The sequence below is a fragment of the Lysobacterales bacterium genome, assembly GCA_016703225.1.
GTDB lineage: Bacteria > Pseudomonadota > Gammaproteobacteria > Xanthomonadales > Ahniellaceae > JADKHK01.
The window spans coordinates 1382318-1398881 of sequence record JADJCM010000001.1 but is presented as its reverse complement, the minus strand read 5'-3'; the positions used below and the strand labels follow the sequence as shown (position 1 = coordinate 1398881).

At 68.0% G+C, this 16564-nt stretch carries 20 protein-coding genes; 9 read left to right on the top strand and 11 right to left on the bottom strand.

What is annotated here, in order from left to right; translation table 11 throughout:
- Positions 1–21: 21 nt before the first annotated feature.
- Complete coding sequence (locus IPG63_06060; GenBank protein MBK6726813.1) at positions 22–1260, bottom strand: hypothetical protein; 1239 nt, start codon at positions 1258–1260, stop codon at positions 22–24.
- Complete coding sequence (locus IPG63_06055; protein ID MBK6726812.1) at positions 1257–1976, bottom strand: response regulator; 720 nt, start codon at positions 1974–1976, stop codon at positions 1257–1259. The genes IPG63_06060 and IPG63_06055 overlap by 4 nt, the downstream gene beginning before the upstream one ends.
- A 228-nt stretch (positions 1977–2204) precedes the next feature.
- On the opposite strand from IPG63_06055, the gene IPG63_06050 reads away from it, so the two are divergent.
- On the top strand, positions 2205–4349 hold the full coding sequence (locus IPG63_06050; protein ID MBK6726811.1) for a tetratricopeptide repeat protein: 2145 nt from the start codon (positions 2205–2207) through the stop codon (positions 4347–4349).
- Here the strand turns inward: IPG63_06050 and IPG63_06045 are convergent.
- From IPG63_06045 to IPG63_06030, 4 genes are read right to left on the bottom strand one after another with little or no spacing between them, the layout of a single operon-like run.
- On the bottom strand, positions 4334–5029 hold the full coding sequence (locus IPG63_06045; protein MBK6726810.1) for a DUF3106 domain-containing protein: 696 nt from the start codon (positions 5027–5029) through the stop codon (positions 4334–4336). The two genes, IPG63_06050 and IPG63_06045, sit on opposite strands and share 16 nt — an antisense overlap.
- A complete protein-coding gene (locus tag IPG63_06040; protein MBK6726809.1) occupies positions 5016–5195 on the bottom strand; it encodes a hypothetical protein in 180 nt (59 codons plus the stop codon). The genes IPG63_06045 and IPG63_06040 overlap by 14 nt, the downstream gene beginning before the upstream one ends.
- A gap of 41 nt (positions 5196–5236) precedes the next feature.
- On the bottom strand, positions 5237–5596 hold the full coding sequence (locus IPG63_06035; protein MBK6726808.1) for a hypothetical protein: 360 nt from the start codon (positions 5594–5596) through the stop codon (positions 5237–5239).
- Entirely contained in the window at positions 5589–6176 is a 588-nt protein-coding gene (locus IPG63_06030) for an RNA polymerase sigma factor (GenBank protein ID MBK6726807.1), read from the bottom strand. Before IPG63_06030 ends, IPG63_06035 begins: the two co-directional genes overlap by 8 nt.
- A 522-nt stretch (positions 6177–6698) precedes the next feature.
- On the opposite strand from IPG63_06030, the gene IPG63_06025 reads away from it, so the two are divergent.
- The 8 genes from IPG63_06025 to IPG63_05990 all read left to right on the top strand — a co-directional run bounded on the left by IPG63_06025 (position 6699) and on the right by IPG63_05990 (position 13231).
- On the top strand, positions 6699–8870 hold the full coding sequence (locus IPG63_06025) for a primosomal protein N' (GenBank protein ID MBK6726806.1): 2172 nt from the start codon (positions 6699–6701) through the stop codon (positions 8868–8870).
- A gap of 38 nt (positions 8871–8908) precedes the next feature.
- Complete coding sequence (puuE, locus tag IPG63_06020) at positions 8909–9841, top strand: allantoinase PuuE (protein ID MBK6726805.1); 933 nt, start codon at positions 8909–8911, stop codon at positions 9839–9841.
- Complete coding sequence (gene uraD, locus IPG63_06015; protein MBK6726804.1) at positions 9838–10350, top strand: 2-oxo-4-hydroxy-4-carboxy-5-ureidoimidazoline decarboxylase; 513 nt, start codon at positions 9838–9840, stop codon at positions 10348–10350. Before puuE ends, uraD begins: the two co-directional genes overlap by 4 nt.
- Before the next feature lie 153 nt (positions 10351–10503).
- A complete protein-coding gene (alc, locus tag IPG63_06010) occupies positions 10504–11514 on the top strand; it encodes an allantoicase (protein MBK6726803.1) in 1011 nt (336 codons plus the stop codon).
- The gene (locus IPG63_06005) at positions 11511–12032 is read left to right on the top strand and encodes an ureidoglycolate lyase (GenBank protein ID MBK6726802.1); all 522 of its coding nucleotides are present in this window, start codon (positions 11511–11513) and stop codon (positions 12030–12032) included. Before alc ends, IPG63_06005 begins: the two co-directional genes overlap by 4 nt.
- 54 nt (positions 12033–12086) lie before the next feature.
- Entirely contained in the window at positions 12087–12320 is a 234-nt protein-coding gene (locus tag IPG63_06000) for a DUF433 domain-containing protein (protein ID MBK6726801.1), read from the top strand.
- Positions 12317–12649, top strand: a complete 333-nt coding sequence (locus IPG63_05995) for a DUF5615 family PIN-like protein (GenBank protein MBK6726800.1) — start codon at positions 12317–12319, stop codon at positions 12647–12649. Before IPG63_06000 ends, IPG63_05995 begins: the two co-directional genes overlap by 4 nt.
- A gap of 57 nt (positions 12650–12706) precedes the next feature.
- Complete coding sequence (locus IPG63_05990) at positions 12707–13231, top strand: hypothetical protein (GenBank protein MBK6726799.1); 525 nt, start codon at positions 12707–12709, stop codon at positions 13229–13231.
- Between the two features lie 61 nt (positions 13232–13292).
- On the opposite strand, the gene IPG63_05985 is transcribed toward IPG63_05990, so the two are convergent.
- The 5 genes from IPG63_05985 to IPG63_05965 all read right to left on the bottom strand — a co-directional run bounded on the left by IPG63_05985 (position 13293) and on the right by IPG63_05965 (position 16522).
- A complete protein-coding gene (locus IPG63_05985) occupies positions 13293–13517 on the bottom strand; it encodes a type II toxin-antitoxin system HicA family toxin (GenBank protein MBK6726798.1) in 225 nt (74 codons plus the stop codon).
- A 3-nt stretch (positions 13518–13520) separates the two neighbouring features.
- Positions 13521–13730, bottom strand: a complete 210-nt coding sequence (locus IPG63_05980) for a type II toxin-antitoxin system HicB family antitoxin (protein ID MBK6726797.1) — start codon at positions 13728–13730, stop codon at positions 13521–13523.
- A 109-nt stretch (positions 13731–13839) separates the two neighbouring features.
- Positions 13840–15105: a urate hydroxylase PuuD gene (locus IPG63_05975; protein MBK6726796.1), complete on the bottom strand. Its 1266-nt coding sequence runs from the start codon at positions 15103–15105 to the stop codon at positions 13840–13842.
- Positions 15106–15113: 8 nt separating this feature from the next.
- On the bottom strand, positions 15114–15467 hold the full coding sequence (gene uraH, locus IPG63_05970) for a hydroxyisourate hydrolase (GenBank protein MBK6726795.1): 354 nt from the start codon (positions 15465–15467) through the stop codon (positions 15114–15116).
- 5 nt (positions 15468–15472) lie between these two features.
- Positions 15473–16522, bottom strand: coding sequence for an adenosine deaminase (locus IPG63_05965; GenBank protein ID MBK6726794.1), 1050 nt, complete (start codon positions 16520–16522; stop codon positions 15473–15475).
- Between the last annotated feature and the right edge of the window lie 42 nt (positions 16523–16564).

Here is a 16564-nt window from a genome sequence, read left to right as displayed (position 1 = left end):
CCGTCGCCGTCGCCAGATCGATCACTGACGGCTCGCTGGCGTCATCGGCAGGCACAACACCGCGGCAAAGCCGCGTTCAAGCGTGCGTTGTTCAAGCTGACCGCCGTGCGCCGCGGCGACGGCGCCTACCAGCGACAGACCGATACCGAACCCGCGGGTGCCGACGTCGGCCTGTTCGGGGCCGCGGCCGTGATCGCGCACTTCGATCTCGATGGTTTCGCCCAGCGCGCGCGCCGACAGTTCGATCGGCGCGGCGCCGTGGCGAAATGCGTTCTGCACCAGATTGGCGAGCGCGCGACGCAAGGCCGAGGGCTGCGCCACGACCAGCAGCGGCGCCGCCACGGGTAGGCAGCGCACCTCGCCAAGCACGCGGAAGCGCGCGGCCAGTTCCGCCAACAGTGGCCCGAGGTCGAGCGGCTGGCGTACCTCGTCGCCGGCGCCGCGGGCCAGCGCCATCGCTTCACCGATCAAGGCGTCCATTTCGCCGATGTCGTCGAGCATGCCGGCGCGCGCCAGCGGGTCGGCGTCATCGCCGAGCTCGAGCGCGAAGCGCAGCCGCGCCAGCGGCGTGCGCAGGTCGTGCGAGAGTCCAACCAGCATGCGTTCGCGTGCCGCGGCTTGCTCGCGCAAGACACGCGCGGCACCGGCCAGGGCCGCCACCAGCTGCTCGGTTTCCTGTGTCGCGCCATCGAGCAGGTCGGCCGGGGGATCGCCCCCGAGCACTCGTGGCGCTGCCGCGGCAACTCGCTCCAACGGCCGCAGCAGTTGTCGCGCGAGCACGCCGGCGCCAACCCAGACCACGCCACCGGCCAGCAGCAGGATCCACATCGAGGCACGCGCCACCGGTTCGCGCAGGTTTTCGAGCGGCAGACCGATCCAAAGTTCCGGCACGCTGCGCGAGCGGAACCAGATGCGGACCGGCGGACCGGTGCTGAAATGCAGCTCGTCGGGAATGCGCCGATCCCGTTGCAGTGTGGCCATCAACTCGCGTCCGAGCAGCGTGTCCGGCACCTGGTGCGGGGGCGGCGCGTTGGACAACTGCACGCCCAGGCGCGCCAGCGACGCGCGTTCCTCGGCGCCACGGTTCTGCGGCAGGGCGCGATCGAGCGCCGCCACAGCTGCGCCGACCATGCGCGCCAACCGCGTCGCGCCCTCGCCCAGCGTTTGTTGCGCCATCACCGCGGCGGCGATCAGCAACACGCTGCCGACCACCGCCGCCAGCAACAGCAGCAGGCGACTGCGCAGACGCGGCCGACTCACGGCACGCCCGCGGCGTCGGGCACGAACACGTAGCCGAGCTGGCGCACGGTTTGCAGCCAGCGCGGGTGCCGTGGATCGTCCTCGACCAGCTTGCGCAGGCGCGACAGCATGACGTCGATCGAGCGGTCGCTGGCCTGGTGGTCAACGCCTCGCGCCAAATTCATCAGGCGGTCGCGACTGAGCGTCTGCCGCGGATGCCGGACCAGCGCCGCAAGCACTGCAAACTCGCCGCTGCTGAGCAATTGCGGGCAACCGTCGCGGCGCAGGATGCGGGTGTGCAGTTCCAGCTCGAAGCGGCCGAAGCGCACCACTTCTGCCTGCACCTGCGGGGCCGCCCCGGCCGCCGGCGGCTGGCGCCGCAACACGGCGCGGATGCGCGCCAGCAGTTCGCGTGGATTGCATGGCTTGGCGAGGTAGTCGTCGGCGCCAATCTCGAGCCCGACGATGCGATCGATGTCCTCGCCACGCGCCGTGAGCATGATCACCGGCGTCGTCACCCCGGCGCCGCGCAAGTCGCGACACGCGGTCAGTCCATCGCCGTCAGGCAGCATCAGATCGAGCACGATCAGATCGACGTGGCGCTTCTCCAGCTCGCGGCGCATGCCGGCCAGATGCGCCACCGGGGCCACGCGGTAGCCCTGGGTTTCGAGATAGCGCGCGGTCAGTTCGCGCAGGCGGTGATCGTCGTCGACCAGCAGCAGCAACGGGGCGTCCATGGTCGCGAGCATGCGCGGTCGCGACGCGCCGCTCAAGCGCAGTGCCGCAGCCGTCGGTAAGCGCATGTTGCGCCGCTGCCTGGGTCGCGGGCGAAGCTGCGGCAACGACAAACGGTGGCGGTGCCTCGGGTATCCTTGGTGCGCGGCAAGCTTGCCGTATCCGGACCGCCGATGTCTCCGCTGCGCTGTTGCCACCCGCTCCCGCTGCCGTGTCGATGGATGTTGTCGATGCTGCTGCTGTGTGCGCTGTGCGGTCCGCTTCCGGCAGCGGCGCCGACCGCTACCGGCTCCCTCGCGGTGGACACCACACGCGCGCGCGCGCAGATTCACGTCGACCAGCTGAACCTGACTGCGGCCAGCCTGGCACGCTCCGATCCGGCACGCGCCGAGTCGCTGGCCAGCGACGCGCTGGTTGCCGCGCGTGAGCACGGCTACGAGTCCGGGCGCATCGAGGCGCTGCACAATCTCGGCCGCGTGGCGCGCCTGCGCGGCCAGCTGCAGGCAGCCAATGGCTATCTGGTCGAAGCCATGGCGGCAGCGGAGTTGCTCGGTGACCCGCGCCAGATCGCCAAGGTGGGCAACAGCTACGGCGCCGTGCTGGAGCGTCAGGGGCTGGATGTGGAAGCCCTCGCCCAACATGAGCGCGTGCAGAAGCTCTGGACGCAGCTCGACGACCTTCCCGGGCTGGTCGCTTCATCGATCAATATCGCCCGCGTGTTTGAGCGTCGCAATGACTGGGACGACGCGCAGCGTCACTACCAAGCGGCCCTGCAGCAGCTCGAAGACGCCAGCCCGGCGCAACCGGTGCCACCTCAGGACATCGCCGCAATCTGGATGGGTCGCGGCCGCATCGCGCTCGCACGCAACCTTGCCGACCAGGCTGACTATGCGTTCACCCGCGCCCTGAGCGGGCAGCGCGAAAGCGCCGATCTGGTCGGCGAAAGCGGCGCCCGTCTCGGCCTGGCGCGCGTGGCCGCGATGCGCGGCGACGAAGCCGCCGCGATCGCCGGGTTCGAGGACGCACTGACACTGGCAAGTCGCGTCGGCGCGCGCGTCGAGATGATCGAGGCACTCAGCCAGCTCGGTCGCTGGCATCTGGATCGGGCCGGCCTCGAACTGGTGCCGAGCAGGCGCCGCGAGCGCATGCACCGCGCGCTCAAGTTCACCCAGGACGCATTGCAACTGAGTCGCCAGGGAGAGAGCGAGCGTACGACTCAGATCGGACTGCACCAACAACTCGCCGACGTCCACGAACTGCGCGGCGACAGCGCCGAGGCCCTGACCGCGCTGAAATCGGCGCAACAGTTGCGCGAACGCCAGTTCCGGGAACAGGGCGATGCGCGCTATGCCCTGCTCGCGAGCGCGGCCAATGCGCGCGAACGCGAGCGCGAACTGCTCGCCTTGCGCGCCGAAAGCGAACAGCACGCGGAAATGCTGGCTCAGGAAACCAGCCTCAAGCGCGCGTTCGCGGCAGCCGTGGTGCTGCTGCTTGGCGTTGCGATCCTGCTCGCCGTGCGTTTCGTCGAGAGTGGGCGCGCCGCGCGCCAGCGCAACGAGGTCAACGCCCGCCTGGCGCTGGCCTTGCAAGCGGCGGAGCAGGCGCGCACGCGCGCCGAGGAAGCCGACCGCGTCAAGACCGAGATGCTTGGCATCGTCGCCCACGACCTGCGCAATCCGCTCAGCTCGATCGTCGGTTTCGCTGACCTGATCCGCGCCGAGCGCAGCAGTGTCGAGGACGCACGGCGCCACGCCAGCATCATCATCGCCGCCGCCGAACGTACGCTCAAGCTGGTCAGCGACCTGCTCGAGTCCTCGGTGCTCGATGCCGGCCAGATCCGGCTGCAGCAGGCGCCCTGCGACCTCTCGGTGCTGCTCGCCGATGCCATCGCCCGCGCCACCACGCGCGCCGCCGCCAAGCAGCAGCAGATCGAGTTCCGCCCGGCCAGCGGTGCGGTGGTCCTGGCTGACCTCGAACGGCTCGACCAGGTGTTCGACAATCTGCTCTCGAACGCACTCAAGTTCTCGCCGCCGAAGGGGCTGATCGAAGTCTGGATCGAGGTCGATGCGGAACGCGTTCGCGTCGCCATCCGCGACTATGGCCCGGGCCTTTCAGCGGACGATCGACGGCAGTTGTTCCGCCGCTTCCAGCGCCTGTCGGCGCGGCCCACCGGCGGCGAGAGTTCGACCGGGCTCGGCCTCGCCATCGTCAAGGACCTGATCGATCTGCATGGCGGCTTGGTGCGCGCCGAGTCGGAAGGACTTGGTCGCGGCGCCACCTTCGTGGTGGATCTGCCGCGCCTGCAGAATCCGCCGCTGCGTCTGGCCGCGGCAGCCAACGAGTCGGCGGCGACTACAACTCAGCGATTCGGCTGATCTCCAAGCGGCGGCGCCAGGCCGGAGAGCAGCTGCAGCCTCGCTTCCAGGCTCATGCCGAGCAGTTGCACGCGCAACGCGTCCCGTTCCGCCGGAGCCAATTGGCGCATGTGTGCGATCAACCGCTGGCGCTCGGGCGGCGTGAAGCGCGCCATCATTTCCTCGGTCGCGGCGCGTTGTTCCGGCGGAATCGCCTGCAGCATGCGTTCACGGGCACCCAGCTGCTGCTCCGAACGCATGCCTTCGAGGAAGGCGCGGCGTTCGCGCGGCGCCATGCCCTCGAAGCGACGGCGCATTTGCGCGCGCTGGTCCGGCGGCAGCCGCTGGAAACGCTGGAAGGTGTCGCGCAGGCGCTGCTGTTGCGTCGGCGGCATCTGGCGGAACGCCCGGTAGCGTTCGCGCACGCGGCGCTTTTCCGCGTCCGGCAGCTGCTGCCACTGTCCGAAGCGTTGGGCCGCGCCGCGTTTTTCCTGTGGCGTGAGCGCATTCCAGCGCTGCGCTCCCAGCCGCAAATTCTGCTGTGTCTGTGCCGGCAGGTTCGGCCACTGCTCGGCGAAGGGCATCAGCACCCGCTGCTCGGCCGGGGTCAGCTGATCGAAGGCGATGCTCTCCTGCGCCCGCGCGCTGACCGCCGCCAGCAACAGCACGAGCAACAGCGCGAGCCGGCTAGCGCGCTGCATCGGGCTTCTCGGGGGCGGGTTCGGGGTCATCGCTTTTCACTGGGGTCGGAGTGTCGGGTTCGGGTTTGGGTGCGTCTGCGGTGGTCGCAGGCAGGGATTCGGTGACGCGGACCGGGTCCACCGGCTTGCCCTCGGCGTCGGCGAACTCGGCCAGGTAGAGCAGCAACTCGGCACTGGGCGCCTCGCTCGCGACCGCAACCGCGGCGCTCAGCCCGATGCCGGCTGCGCATCCAGCCAGGCATAGAAATCGAGATCCTCGTAGAGTTCCAATCCATCGCCTTCGGCCAACATCGGAAAGTCGTCGGGCAGCGCTGCGGTCGGCACCGGCACTGCCTCCGGCACCAGCTGCGGCCACAGCGCGATCGCAAGTGCCAGCGAGAATGCGGTCGCCAGTGTCGTCGGCCACAACCACGCCCGCGGCCGCGGCGTCGCCGCCGCCTGCAACGCCTGCTGCCGTGCCTGGTTCAGCCGCGACAGCGTGGCCGCGTCCAGATCGCGCGCACTGGTCTCGAGTTCGGAGCGGATGCGTTGCGTCCACGTGTCGTCGTCCCGGTCATGTTCAGCCATGATGTTGCTCCAGTTGCGCGCGCAGCGAGGTCATCGCGCGCGACAGATGGGTCTTGACGCTACCTTCGCTGCAAGCCATCGCACGCGCCGTATCGGCGACGTCTAGGCCTTCCCAGACGCGCAGCAGGAACGCCTGCCGCTGCCGGTTCGGCAGGGTACGCAGCGCTCCGTCCAGGGCCTGCGCGGTCTCGCCGTCGGCGACATGCTGCCACGGCTGCGGCGCGCGCGGGTCGGCGACATTGGCCAGCGCGTCCTCGTCGCCGTCGCGGCCGACGATGCGGTCGATCCAGCCCAGCCAGCGCGAACGCACCTGGTGGCGCCGATGGAAGTCGAGCATGCGGCTGTCGAGCACGCGGTGAAACAGCGGCGCCCAATCGGCCGCCGGCTTGTCGCGGTAGTTGCGGACGAAGGTGAGCATGCTGTCCTGGACGATGTCGAGGGCATCGTCGCGGCTGCCGACGCCGATCTCGGCCATGCGCAGCGCGCGCCGTTCAACGCCGCGCAAGAAGGCGTCGAGGGCATCATGGTTGCGCGCCGCCGCCGCAGCGGAGCGCGATCGCGCGGGACTGTCGCTGTCCATCCATCGCATCGCCAGGGTAGAGGTCATTGTAGGCGGGCCTTGGCTGCAGTCGGGGGGGGCTTGCGCTTGCAACGCACCGGCGGGAAAGCGGTTGACAACGCGGCCGCGACCCGCTCCGCCGCATTCTTGCTGAAAGCGCGAATTGCGCCGTAGTTCACAGGCGCCGCAACCCCCACCCAGCCGGGGCGTGATTTCCCAGTAGGCGCCCGCGCCTGCACCGAGCCATGCTTGCAAGTCTTTGAAATACAAAGAAAACAGTTTGTGGCTAATTTTTGACCGGGCAGCTTGCAGGGCGCGTCGCACCGGCTTCGGCAGGGCTTGTTGGAGCATTGCTCCACACAGTTATCCACAGAGATTGTGGACAAGAGAGATTCTGTCGTGACATCAGTAACTTGTCGTCACTTTCTCGACCAATGCTGACCATTTCACCTGGCGCCCGCCACGTCCATGAAAAACGCCGGGCGGGAACGCAACGCGGCGCCAATGGCTAGACTGCACATCCGGCTTCCGACCGCGATCGCCATGCCCGACATCCTGCGCGTCGCCGTGCCTGCGCCGCTGCCCGCACTGTTTGATTACCTGCCGCCCGCCGGTGTCGCCGCAGCAGCCATTTCCGTGGGGGCGCGCCTGCGCGTGCCGTTCGGGCCGCGCGAGCTGGTCGGCGTGGTGGTCGCGCATGCGCGCGTGGTCGCGAATCCGAAATTGCGCGCTGCGACCGCGCTGTTCGACCCGCAGGCGGTGTTTCCAGCGCCGCTCTGGCGCACGCTGCTGTGGGCGGCGCGCTACTACGCCTACCCGCTCGGCGAAGCGCTGGCCACGGCGCTGCCGGCACCGGTACGCGACCGCCACGATGCGCCGATGGCGCAGCACGATCTGGTGCTGCGCCTGCTACCCGATTCGGCGCGGCGCAGCCAACTGCGCGTCGGCAGCGCGCCCGCGGCGCTCTATGACGCCCTGGCCGCAGGCGCGCGCGCCTGGACCGATCTGCGTGTACAGATCCCGAATGCAGCGACCGCGCGACGCCGCCTGCAGCGGCTGGGCTTGATCGAAGCGCTGGCGCTCGACACCACGCCGCGGCGCTGCACCACCGCGGCGCCGGTATTGAATCCGGCGCAGCGTGACGCCGTCGCCGCGATCCAGGCGACCCTGGGCGGATTCGCCACGACCCTGCTCGAAGGCATCACCGGCAGCGGCAAGACCGAGGTCTATCTGGCCGCGATCGAACAGTCGCTGGCGCGCGGCGAGCAAGTGCTGGTGCTGGTGCCCGAGATCGGTCTGACGCCGCAGACGCTGGCGCGTTTTCGCGAGCGCCTGGCGGCGCCGGTGCTGGCCTGGCATTCCGGGCTCGCCGACGGCGCACGGGCACGCGCATTCGAGCGCGCCCGCGCCGACACGGCGCTGGTGGTGATCGGCACGCGCTCGGCCGTGTTCGCGCCGCTGCCCAGGCTCGGCCTGATCGTCATCGACGAAGAACACGACGCTTCGTTCAAGCAACACGAGGGCTTTCGCTACCACGCCCGCGACGTCGCCCTGGTGCGTGCCAAGCACAGTGACATCCCGGTCGTGCTCGGCAGCGCCACGCCGGCGCTGGAGTCGCTTGCCAATGTCGAACGCGGCCGCTACCGCCATCTGCGCCTCGATGCCCGCGCCGGGCACGCACTGCCCCCCGGCGTCGAAGTGCTCGATGTCCGGCGCGAGCCGCTGCAGGACGGACTCGGGCGCGCCGTGCTCGCCGCCATCGCGGCGACCGTAGGACGCGGCGAGCAGGCGCTGGTGTTTCGCAACCGCCGCGGCTTCGCGCCGGTCCTGCACTGCATCGACTGCGGCTGGCACGGCGACTGCGATCGCTGCGAGCGCCCCTACACCCTGCATCGCGGGCGGGCGCGCATGGTCTGCCACCACTGCGGTCGCGAGCGCTCGGTGCCGAGCCAGTGCCCGGCCTGCCAGGGAAACGGTTTGACCCCGGTCGGCGTGGGCACCGAGCGCCTGGAATCGGCCCTGTCGCAGCGCTTTCCCGGTGCACCGGTATTGCGCCTCGACCGCGACAGCGCGCGCTCGGCAGACCAGTTCGAGCAGGTGCTGGCGCGCGCACACAGCGGTGAGCCGTGCATCCTGGTCGGCACCCAGATGCTGGCCAAGGGTCACGACCTGCACGGCGTCACGCTCGCCGTGATCGTGGATGCCGACGGCGGGCTATACAGCGCCGACCCGCGCGCCAGCGAGCGTCTGGCGCAGCTGATCATCCAGGTCGCTGGTCGTGCCGGGCGCGGCGCACGCCGCGGGCACGTGCTGATCCAGACCCACCATCCCGAGCACGCCCTGTTCCGCACTCTGCTCCACGGCGGCTACCCGGCCTTCGCCCGCGACGAGCTCGCGTTGCGCGAGGCGCTGGCACTGCCGCCATTCTCGGCGCAGGCGCTGCTGCGTGCCGAAGCGCGCGAGCGCAGCCAGGTCGAACAATTCCTGCGCGACGCCGCGCAACAGGTCGGCGACCGCGGCGTGCTGGTGGCCGGCCCGCTGCCGGCACCACACGCGCGCCGCGCCGGCTACGAGCGCGCCCAACTCCTGCTCGAAGCCAGCCAACGCAGCACTCTGCACACCGCGCTCGACGCCCTGCTGCCGACGCTCTATGCCCACCCGTTGGCGCGGCGTATTCGCTGGTCGCTGGACGTGGATCCGGTGGCGCTGGATTAATCGCTTGCCAGAACCTGCACGATCGCGACACTAGCGCGATGACCCAGTCCCCCTACCCGCGTGACCTGATCGGCTACGGCCGCAACCCGCCGCAGGCGCAATGGCCGGGCGGTGCGCGCATCGCCGTGCAGTTCGTGCTGAATTACGAAGAGGGTGGCGAGAACTGCGTGCTGCATGGCGACGGCGGTTCCGAGCAGTTCCTGTCCGAGATCATCGGCGCCGCCAGTTATCCGGACCGGCACCTGAGCATGGAGTCGATCTACGAATACGGTTCGCGCGTCGGCGGCTGGCGCATCCTGCGCGAGTTCGAGAAACGCGCACTGCCATTGACCGTGTTCGGGGTCGCGATGGCGATGCAGCGCCATCCCGAATTCGTGCAGGCCTGCACCGAAGTCGGCCACGAGATCGCGTCGCATGGCTGGCGCTGGATCCACTACCAGAACATCCCCGAGGACGTGGAGCGGGAACACCTGCTGCGCGCGATCGCGATCCAGCGCGAGCTGACCGGCGAAGCACCGCTCGGCTGGTACACCGGCCGCGATTCACCGAACACGCGCCGGCTGATCGTCGAGCACGGCGGCTTCGAGTACGACAGCGACTACTACGGCGACGACCTGCCGTTCTGGACCGAGGTCGAGGTCTCCGATGGCTCGCGCCGCCCGCACCTGATCGTGCCGTACACGCTCGACGCCAACGACATGCGTTTCGCGACCCCGCAGGGTTTCAATACCGCGAACCATTTCTTCGAGTACCTGCGCGACAGCTTCGACGTGCTCTATCGCGAAGGCGCGGAGACACCGCGCATGATGTCGATCGGCATGCACTGCCGCCTGCTCGGGCGCCCCGGTCGCATCCTCGCGCTGCAACGCTTCCTCGACCATATCGAGCGCCATGACCGCGTCTGGATCTGCCGGCGCATCGACATCGCCGACCATTGGAAGCGCGTGCATCCGTTCGTGGCGGCGACATGACGATGGCCATCAAGACATTGAATCAAGCGACGCCGGAAGCGTTCGTGGCGGCGTTGGCGGGGATCTTCGAGCATTCGCCGTGGGTGGCCGAGCGCGTGCTGGCACAGCGGCCGTTCGCGTCGCGCGATGCCCTGCACGCGGCGATGTGCGCGGCAGTGCAGGGCGCCGGACCCGAGCTGCAACTGGCCCTGATCCGTGCCCATCCGCAACTGGCCGGCAAGGCCGCGGTGCGCGGTGAGCTGACCGAGGCCTCGACGAACGAACAACGCGGCGCCGGGCTCGACCAGTGCTCGCCCGAGGAGTTCGCCGCGATCACGCAGTTGAATGGCGAATACGACGCGCGCTTCGGGTTTCCGTTCATCCTGGCGGTGAAGGGACACACGCGGACTTCGATCATCGCGAACATGCGCGCGCGCGTCGGCCATGAACGCGAGGCCGAGATTGCCGAGGCGCTGCGGCAGATCGAACGCATCGCGCGGTTTCGGTTGGAGGCAATGTTGGGGGGGTGATCGGGGCGCTATCGCGCGATGGCGAAGAGCATCGCGCCGTGGCGAAGCATCGCGGCGTGGGCAAGAGCATCGCGCCGTGGCCGGCGCTCCTACAGACGGCATGGGCGGGCGCGCTAACATCGAGGCCTTCTTGCGAACCGATGCGAATCCGACATGGCCCTGCCGCAACTCGATCCGAACGCTCCCGACTTCACCCGTCGCTACGTCAATCTTGCCGATGCACGCCTGGGTGCGAAGGCGCTCAGTTGCAGCGACGACTTCTTCGCCGAGATGGGGCGCATGCTCCATCCGGAGCCGGCGGTGTTCATTCCCGGCAAGTACGACAGCAACGGCAAATGGATGGACGGTTGGGAGAGCCGGCGCAAGCGCGTGGCCGGGCATGACTGGTGCATCGTGCGCTTGGCGCGACCGGGCATCGTTTTCGGCATCGACCTGGATACCAGCCATTTCACCGGCAACTTCCCGCCCGCTGCGTCGATCGAGTTCTGCAATATCGGCGACGCGACGCCCGACGAAGAAACCGATTGGTTCGAGTTGCTCGCCCCCGTCAACCTGACTGGCAACGCGCACCACTATTTCGCTCAGGATGGGTGCCAGCTGATGTCTCACCTTCGGGTGAACCTCTTTCCCGACGGCGGGTTGGCGCGTCTTCGCATCTACGGAATGGCGGATCCCGAACTGGCGCAACCGGAAGCGGACGGCTTGATCGACCTTATCGCCGCGTTGAACGGCGGCACCGTGGTCGCCACCAACAACCAGCATTTCGGTCTAGCGTCGAACCTGCTGATCCCGGGTCGCGGCGTGAACATGGGTGATGGCTGGGAAACGCGGCGTCGACGCGAGCCCGGAAACGACTGGTGCATCCTCGAGCTCGGGCAAGCCGGCGTGATCGAGGCGATCGAAGTCGATACCTGCCACTTCAAGGGCAACTACCCGGACCGCTGCTCGATCCAGGCCACGCGCGCGCCCGGTGGCACCGTCGAGTCGATGGTCACGCAGTCGATGTTCTGGTCGATCCTGCTGCCCGAGCAGAAGCTGCAGATGGACCACCAGCACCATTACCGCGACGAAATCGTGCTGCGTGCGCCGGTCACCCACGTGCGCTTCAACATCTTCCCGGACGGCGGCGTCTCGCGCCTGCGTCTGCGCGGTCGCGTCGCATGAGTGAACCGCGACTGCAGATCGAGCCGCTGACACCCGAGGCGTTCGCGCCGTTCGGCGAGGTCATCAGCTTCGAAGCTGCGCGCGAGATCTTCCCGATCAACAACGGCACCACCCAGCGCCACCATGCACTGGTCCGCGTCGACGTGGGCGAAGGCCACGCCCTGATCAGCCTCGCACGCGCCGAACCGCGTCCGTTGCCGTTCGCGGTGACCCTGCTCGAACGCCACCCGCTCGGCTCGCAGGCCTTCATCCCGCTGTCGCGCACGCCGTACCTGATCGTCGTGGCCGAATCACCACAACATCCGCCACGCTGCTTCCGCGCCGCGCACGGCGAAGGCGTCAACTACCACGCCGGCACCTGGCACCACCCGCTGATCGCGCTCGACACCGTCAGCGATTTCGTCATCATCGACCGCGGCGGCGAAGGCGCGAACTGCGACGAGATCAATCTCGTGCAGACGTGGTGGATCATGCCATTGGCGTCGCTGCAGCTGCCGCTCGCCGGCGAAACGAGTTGACGGTGGCGCGACGCAGCGCTTGAATGGGTCCGCCCGGAAATTTGGTGGACGACCATGCTCGATTACCGACAACACATCACGCTGCAGGCCGACAAGCGCGGCGGCAAGCCTTGCGTGCGCGGGCTGCGCATCACCGTGCAGGACGTCCTGGGTTGGCTGACCTCGGGCATGACGACCGAGGACATCGTGCGCGACTACCCTGAACTCAGTCGGGACGACATCCTCGCCTGCCTCGCTTGGGCAGCGGCACGCGAACAGAGCGTGGCGTGGGTGAAGGCGGCGGCGTGAAGCCGCTGCTCGACGAGAACCTGTCGCGACGCCTGGTGCCGGCGCTTCAGGCGGACTTCCCCGGCACGACCCAGGTGGCGCTGCTCGGACTGGAGCGCAGCAGCGACTTGCAGCTTTGGGAATTCGCAAGGCAACATGAACTTGTGTTGGTCAGCAAGGATGAAGACTTCAAGGACCTGCAAGTCCTGCGTGGTTTTCCGCCGAAACTGATCGTCCTGCGTCTCGGCAACGCCGACAACCAGCGCGTACTCGATGCATTGTCGAGAGCCGCCGAGCGGGTGATCGCTGGGTTGCAGCAAGACGATATCGGCATCATCGAAATCGCTTGAAACTTCCCCGATGGACGGCCGACCGATGGCAAAACACTGCTGCGAGGCTTGGCCTGCATGATGCGTGACCCGCTCAGCCGCCTCAGCCTGCGTCCCAGCTGGGCGTGGCGGCTGCGCGCGGCGTGGTTCGGTGCGTTGGTCGCGGGCACGTTGGATTTGGGCTACGCGATCTACGGCACCGTGTCTGCGGGTCGGGCGCCGCTGCGCATGCTGCAGTCGATCGCGAGCGGCTGGCAGGGCCGGGCGGCGTACGACGGCGGTCTCGTCAGCGCTGCGCTCGGCGTGGTCTCGCACTACGGCATCCTGTTCGTATTCGCGGCGGCTTTCGTCGATGCCTGCATGCGCCGGCCGGCGCTGGTGCAACAACCGCTGCGCCATGGCGTGTTGCTCGGCATCGCCGTCTACGTGTTGATGCAAGCGGTGATCGTGCCGCTGTCGGCGGCGCCGTTTTCGCTGCCGCATGGACTCGGGGACGTTGTCGAGGGCCTGCTCGTACACCTGTGCCTGGTGGGACTGCCGATCGTCTATGTCGCCCGCTACATTCTGGGGCGTGTCGGTTGGCCGCCGGGGTTTCGGCGCTGACGCATGGCCACGTCGGCTCCACGCCGCTGCGCGGCGCTTGAGCCGACCTACATTCGTGGCTTCAACGCAACGCGATGAAGACGTCGACCTCGATGCCGATGGCCTTGCAAATCTGTCGCAGCAAGGGCGGTGAGATATCGCGGCCGGCGTGCATCGGAACGGTGGTGCCGCGCCCGTCGGCATGTCGAAACTGCTGATGCGAGCCGCGTTGTCGGACCAGAACAAAACCGAGGGCGAGCAAGCGCGCAGACACTTCACCGGGTTTGAGCACCGGCGCGCGTCCCATGATTCAGGACACAGCCACCTGGCGAATCCCGACGAACTCCGTCTCGATCAGCGGCTCGCCGTCCTCGAGCAGCATCGAGATGACTTCGCGCAAGTTGGCATCCAGTTCCTCGAGCGTCTCGCCCTGCGAGTGGGCGCCGGGGAAACCCGGCACGAATCCGACGTAGAGTCCGGTCTCGGGGCAGCGTTCGATCACGGCGGAATAGGAGCGCATGGGCGAATCCTCAAGGGAGTGTGATTCTGCGCCTGCCTCGCGGGGCGTGCAACGCTACCGACGACGTTCGCGGGTCGGCTCCACGCCGCTGCGCGGCGCTTGAGCCGACCTACATTCGTGAGGATCTGTCGGCAAACCAGCGCGCGATCGCGGCGCGTTCGGCGTCGGTCATCTGGGTCATGTTGCCGGGGGGCATGATCTTCAGTTCGACGACTTGCTTGTGCACGAGTACCGCGTGCAGCTCGATGCGTTCGGGGGTATCGAGCAGCGCGCCTTTCGGGGCGCTGGCCATCAGGGTCGGGCGGGCGGAGTGACAGGCGATGCAGTGCCTGTTGATGATCGGCTGGATGGCGGCGGTATCCGGCGTTGCGCCGAATGCATCGGGCAACACGAGGGTGGGTGACGGCGAACCATCGGGCATCTGCGCACCGTTCGCCGGCGACAGCGCTTCAACTGTGGTCACTGCAGCGTCACTGTGCGGGCTCGGTGCCAGCCAGAACAGCAGGCCGAGCAGCACCAGTGCACCGGCCGCGAGCAGGCGCCACGCGCGTTCGCCACTGTGCCAGAGCACGAAGAACTGGCGGATCATCGCCGCCGACGCCATCGCCACCGCCAGCACGATCCAGTTGTGCTCGTGCGCATAGGCGGTGCCGTAATGCGTGCTCAGCATCGCGAACACCACCGGCAGGGTGAAGTAGGTGTTGTGCACCGAGCGTTGCTTGCCGCGGCTGCCGTCGAGCGGGTTCGGCGCCTCGCCGGCGGCGAGCGCGGCGACCATGCGCTTCTGGCCGGGGATGATCACGAAGAACACATTCGCCGACATGATCGTCGCCAGCGCCGCACCGACCAGCAGGAAGGCCGCGCGCCCGGCGAACAGCTGCGTCGCGACGTAACACAGGGCGAGTGTCAGCAGCCCGACCAGAACGCCGAGCAGGCGGTCGCGGAAGCCGACCACCTTGCACATCAGGTCGTACAGGAACCAGGTCAGCACCAGGAACACGATCGCCGCGATCACCGCGGCGCTGCCCGAGAGATCGGCGACGGTGCGATCGACCAGATACAACTCGGGCGAGAGCAGGTAGGTGAGCGCGAGCAGGCCGAAGCCGGACAACCACGTGGTGTAAGACTTCCACTTCGACCAGTGCAGTTCCGCCGGCAACTCGGCCGGCGCCGGCAGGAACTTCTGCTTCCGATAGAAGCCGCCGCCGTGCACCGACCACGACTCGCCGAACAGCCCTTGCGCGCCCGTCTTCGGCGGTTTCAGTCCGCGGTCGAGCGCGACGAAGTAGAACGATTCGCCGATCCAAGCGATCGCCGCAACCACGTGCAGCCAGCGCAACAGGAAGGCCGCGGCCTCGGTCCAGAAAGCGAGCATCGACGCGCTCAACTGCCGCGGTAGGTGCTGTAGCCGTAAGGCGAGGCGAGCAGGGGCACGTGGTAGTGCGCCTTGGCGTCGTTGATGCCGAAGCGGACCACGACCACGTCGATGAAACGCGGCTCGGCCATCTTCACGCCCATGCGTGCGAAGTAGTCGCCGATCGCAAAATCGAGTTCGTAGACGCCGGTCTGGATCGCCATGCCATCGAGCAGCGGCTGGTCGCAGCGGCCATCGGCATTGGTGGTGTGGCCGGCCACGAACTCGCGCTCGTAGCCGTTCATCCGGTACAGCGCGACCGCGATGCCGGCGCCCGGCTTGCCGTGCGCAGTGTCGAGGACGTGGGTGGTGAGCTTGCCCATGGCGGTCATGCCTTCGTGCAGTAAGTCGCCAGTTTAGCGAGATCGGCACGGCGTTCCGCGACACTGGTGAACGCCGCTTCGAGACTGTTGCGCGCGAGCTGGATCAGCTGATCGCGACCGAGGCCGAGCGCCGCCGCAGTCTCTCGGTAGTTTTGATTGATGTAGCCGCCGAAATAGGCCGGATCATCGGAATTGATGGTCACCCGCACGCCGCGTTCGAGCATGCGCTTGAGGTTGTGTTCGCCGAGCTGCTGGAACACGCACAGCTTGATGTTCGACAGCGGGCACACGGTCAGCGCCATGCCGATCGCGATCAGTCGCTGCATCAGGCGTTCGTCCTGCAGCGAGCGCACGCCGTGGTCGATGCGTTCGACCTGGAGCACGTCGAGCGCACTCCAGATGTATTCGGGCGGGCCTTCCTCGCCGGCATGCGCGACCACGTGCAGGCCGAGCTCGCGCGCCATCGCGAACACGCGCGCGAACTTCTCCGGCGGATGGCCGACTTCGCTGGAATCGAGGCCAACGCCGATGAGATCGGCGAGATGCGGCTTCGCTGCTTCCAGCGTCTGCATCGCCGCTTCTTCGCTCAAGTGGCGCAGGAAACAAAGGATCAGGCGCGCGCGGATGCCGAGCTTCGTCTCGGCGGCGGCGCAGGCGCGCTTCAGACCGCGAATCACCACGCCGATGTCGACGCCACGCTCGGTATGCGTCTGCGGATCGAAGAACAGTTCGGCATGGATGACGCTGTCGGCATGGGCGCGCTCGAAATAGGCCCAGGCCATGTCGTGGAAGTCCTGCTCGGTGATCAGCACCGACGCACCGGCGTAGTAGATGTCGAGAAAACTCTGCAGGTTCGTGAACGCATACGCCGCACGCAGCGCCTCGACGTTCGGGTACGCGAGCTGCACGCCATTGCGGCTGGCCAACGCGAAGATCAAATCCGGCTCCAGCGAACCCTCGATATGGATATGCAGCTCGGCCTTGGGCAGGCCGCGGATGAACTCGGCAAGATCGCTGGACATGGTCACTCCTGATGCTGGCCGCCGAGTCTGCATCAAAGCGCGGACAGCGGCCAGACTTGCGGTGCTGCGCTAATC

What these genes read in the sequence shown, in the direction of transcription:
- IPG63_06055 (MBK6726812.1), bottom strand. Translation starts at nt 1,976, where the DNA reads ATGGACGCCCCGTTGCTGCTGCTGGTCGACGACGATCACCGCCTGCGC.
- IPG63_06050 (MBK6726811.1), top strand. Translation starts at nt 2,205, where the DNA reads ATGCTGCTGCTGTGTGCGCTGTGCGGTCCGCTTCCGGCAGCGGCGCCG.
- IPG63_06045 (MBK6726810.1), bottom strand. Translation starts at nt 5,029, where the DNA reads ATGCAGCGCGCTAGCCGGCTCGCGCTGTTGCTCGTGCTGTTGCTGGCG.
- IPG63_06035 (MBK6726808.1), bottom strand. Translation starts at nt 5,596, where the DNA reads ATGGCTGAACATGACCGGGACGACGACACGTGGACGCAACGCATCCGC.
- IPG63_06030 (MBK6726807.1), bottom strand. Translation starts at nt 6,176, where the DNA reads ATGGACAGCGACAGTCCCGCGCGATCGCGCTCCGCTGCGGCGGCGGCG.
- IPG63_06025 (MBK6726806.1), top strand. Translation starts at nt 6,699, where the DNA reads ATGCCCGACATCCTGCGCGTCGCCGTGCCTGCGCCGCTGCCCGCACTG.
- puuE (MBK6726805.1), top strand. Translation starts at nt 8,909, where the DNA reads ATGACCCAGTCCCCCTACCCGCGTGACCTGATCGGCTACGGCCGCAAC.
- uraD (MBK6726804.1), top strand. Translation starts at nt 9,838, where the DNA reads ATGACGATGGCCATCAAGACATTGAATCAAGCGACGCCGGAAGCGTTC.
- alc (MBK6726803.1), top strand. Translation starts at nt 10,504, where the DNA reads ATGGCCCTGCCGCAACTCGATCCGAACGCTCCCGACTTCACCCGTCGC.
- IPG63_06005 (MBK6726802.1), top strand. Translation starts at nt 11,511, where the DNA reads ATGAGTGAACCGCGACTGCAGATCGAGCCGCTGACACCCGAGGCGTTC.
- IPG63_06000 (MBK6726801.1), top strand. Translation starts at nt 12,087, where the DNA reads ATGCTCGATTACCGACAACACATCACGCTGCAGGCCGACAAGCGCGGC.
- IPG63_05990 (MBK6726799.1), top strand. Translation starts at nt 12,707, where the DNA reads ATGATGCGTGACCCGCTCAGCCGCCTCAGCCTGCGTCCCAGCTGGGCG.
- IPG63_05985 (MBK6726798.1), bottom strand. Translation starts at nt 13,517, where the DNA reads ATGGGACGCGCGCCGGTGCTCAAACCCGGTGAAGTGTCTGCGCGCTTG.
- IPG63_05980 (MBK6726797.1), bottom strand. Translation starts at nt 13,730, where the DNA reads ATGCGCTCCTATTCCGCCGTGATCGAACGCTGCCCCGAGACCGGACTC.
- IPG63_05975 (MBK6726796.1), bottom strand. Translation starts at nt 15,105, where the DNA reads ATGCTCGCTTTCTGGACCGAGGCCGCGGCCTTCCTGTTGCGCTGGCTG.
- uraH (MBK6726795.1), bottom strand. Translation starts at nt 15,467, where the DNA reads ATGGGCAAGCTCACCACCCACGTCCTCGACACTGCGCACGGCAAGCCG.
- IPG63_05965 (MBK6726794.1), bottom strand. Translation starts at nt 16,522, where the DNA reads ATGCAGACTCGGCGGCCAGCATCAGGAGTGACCATGTCCAGCGATCTT.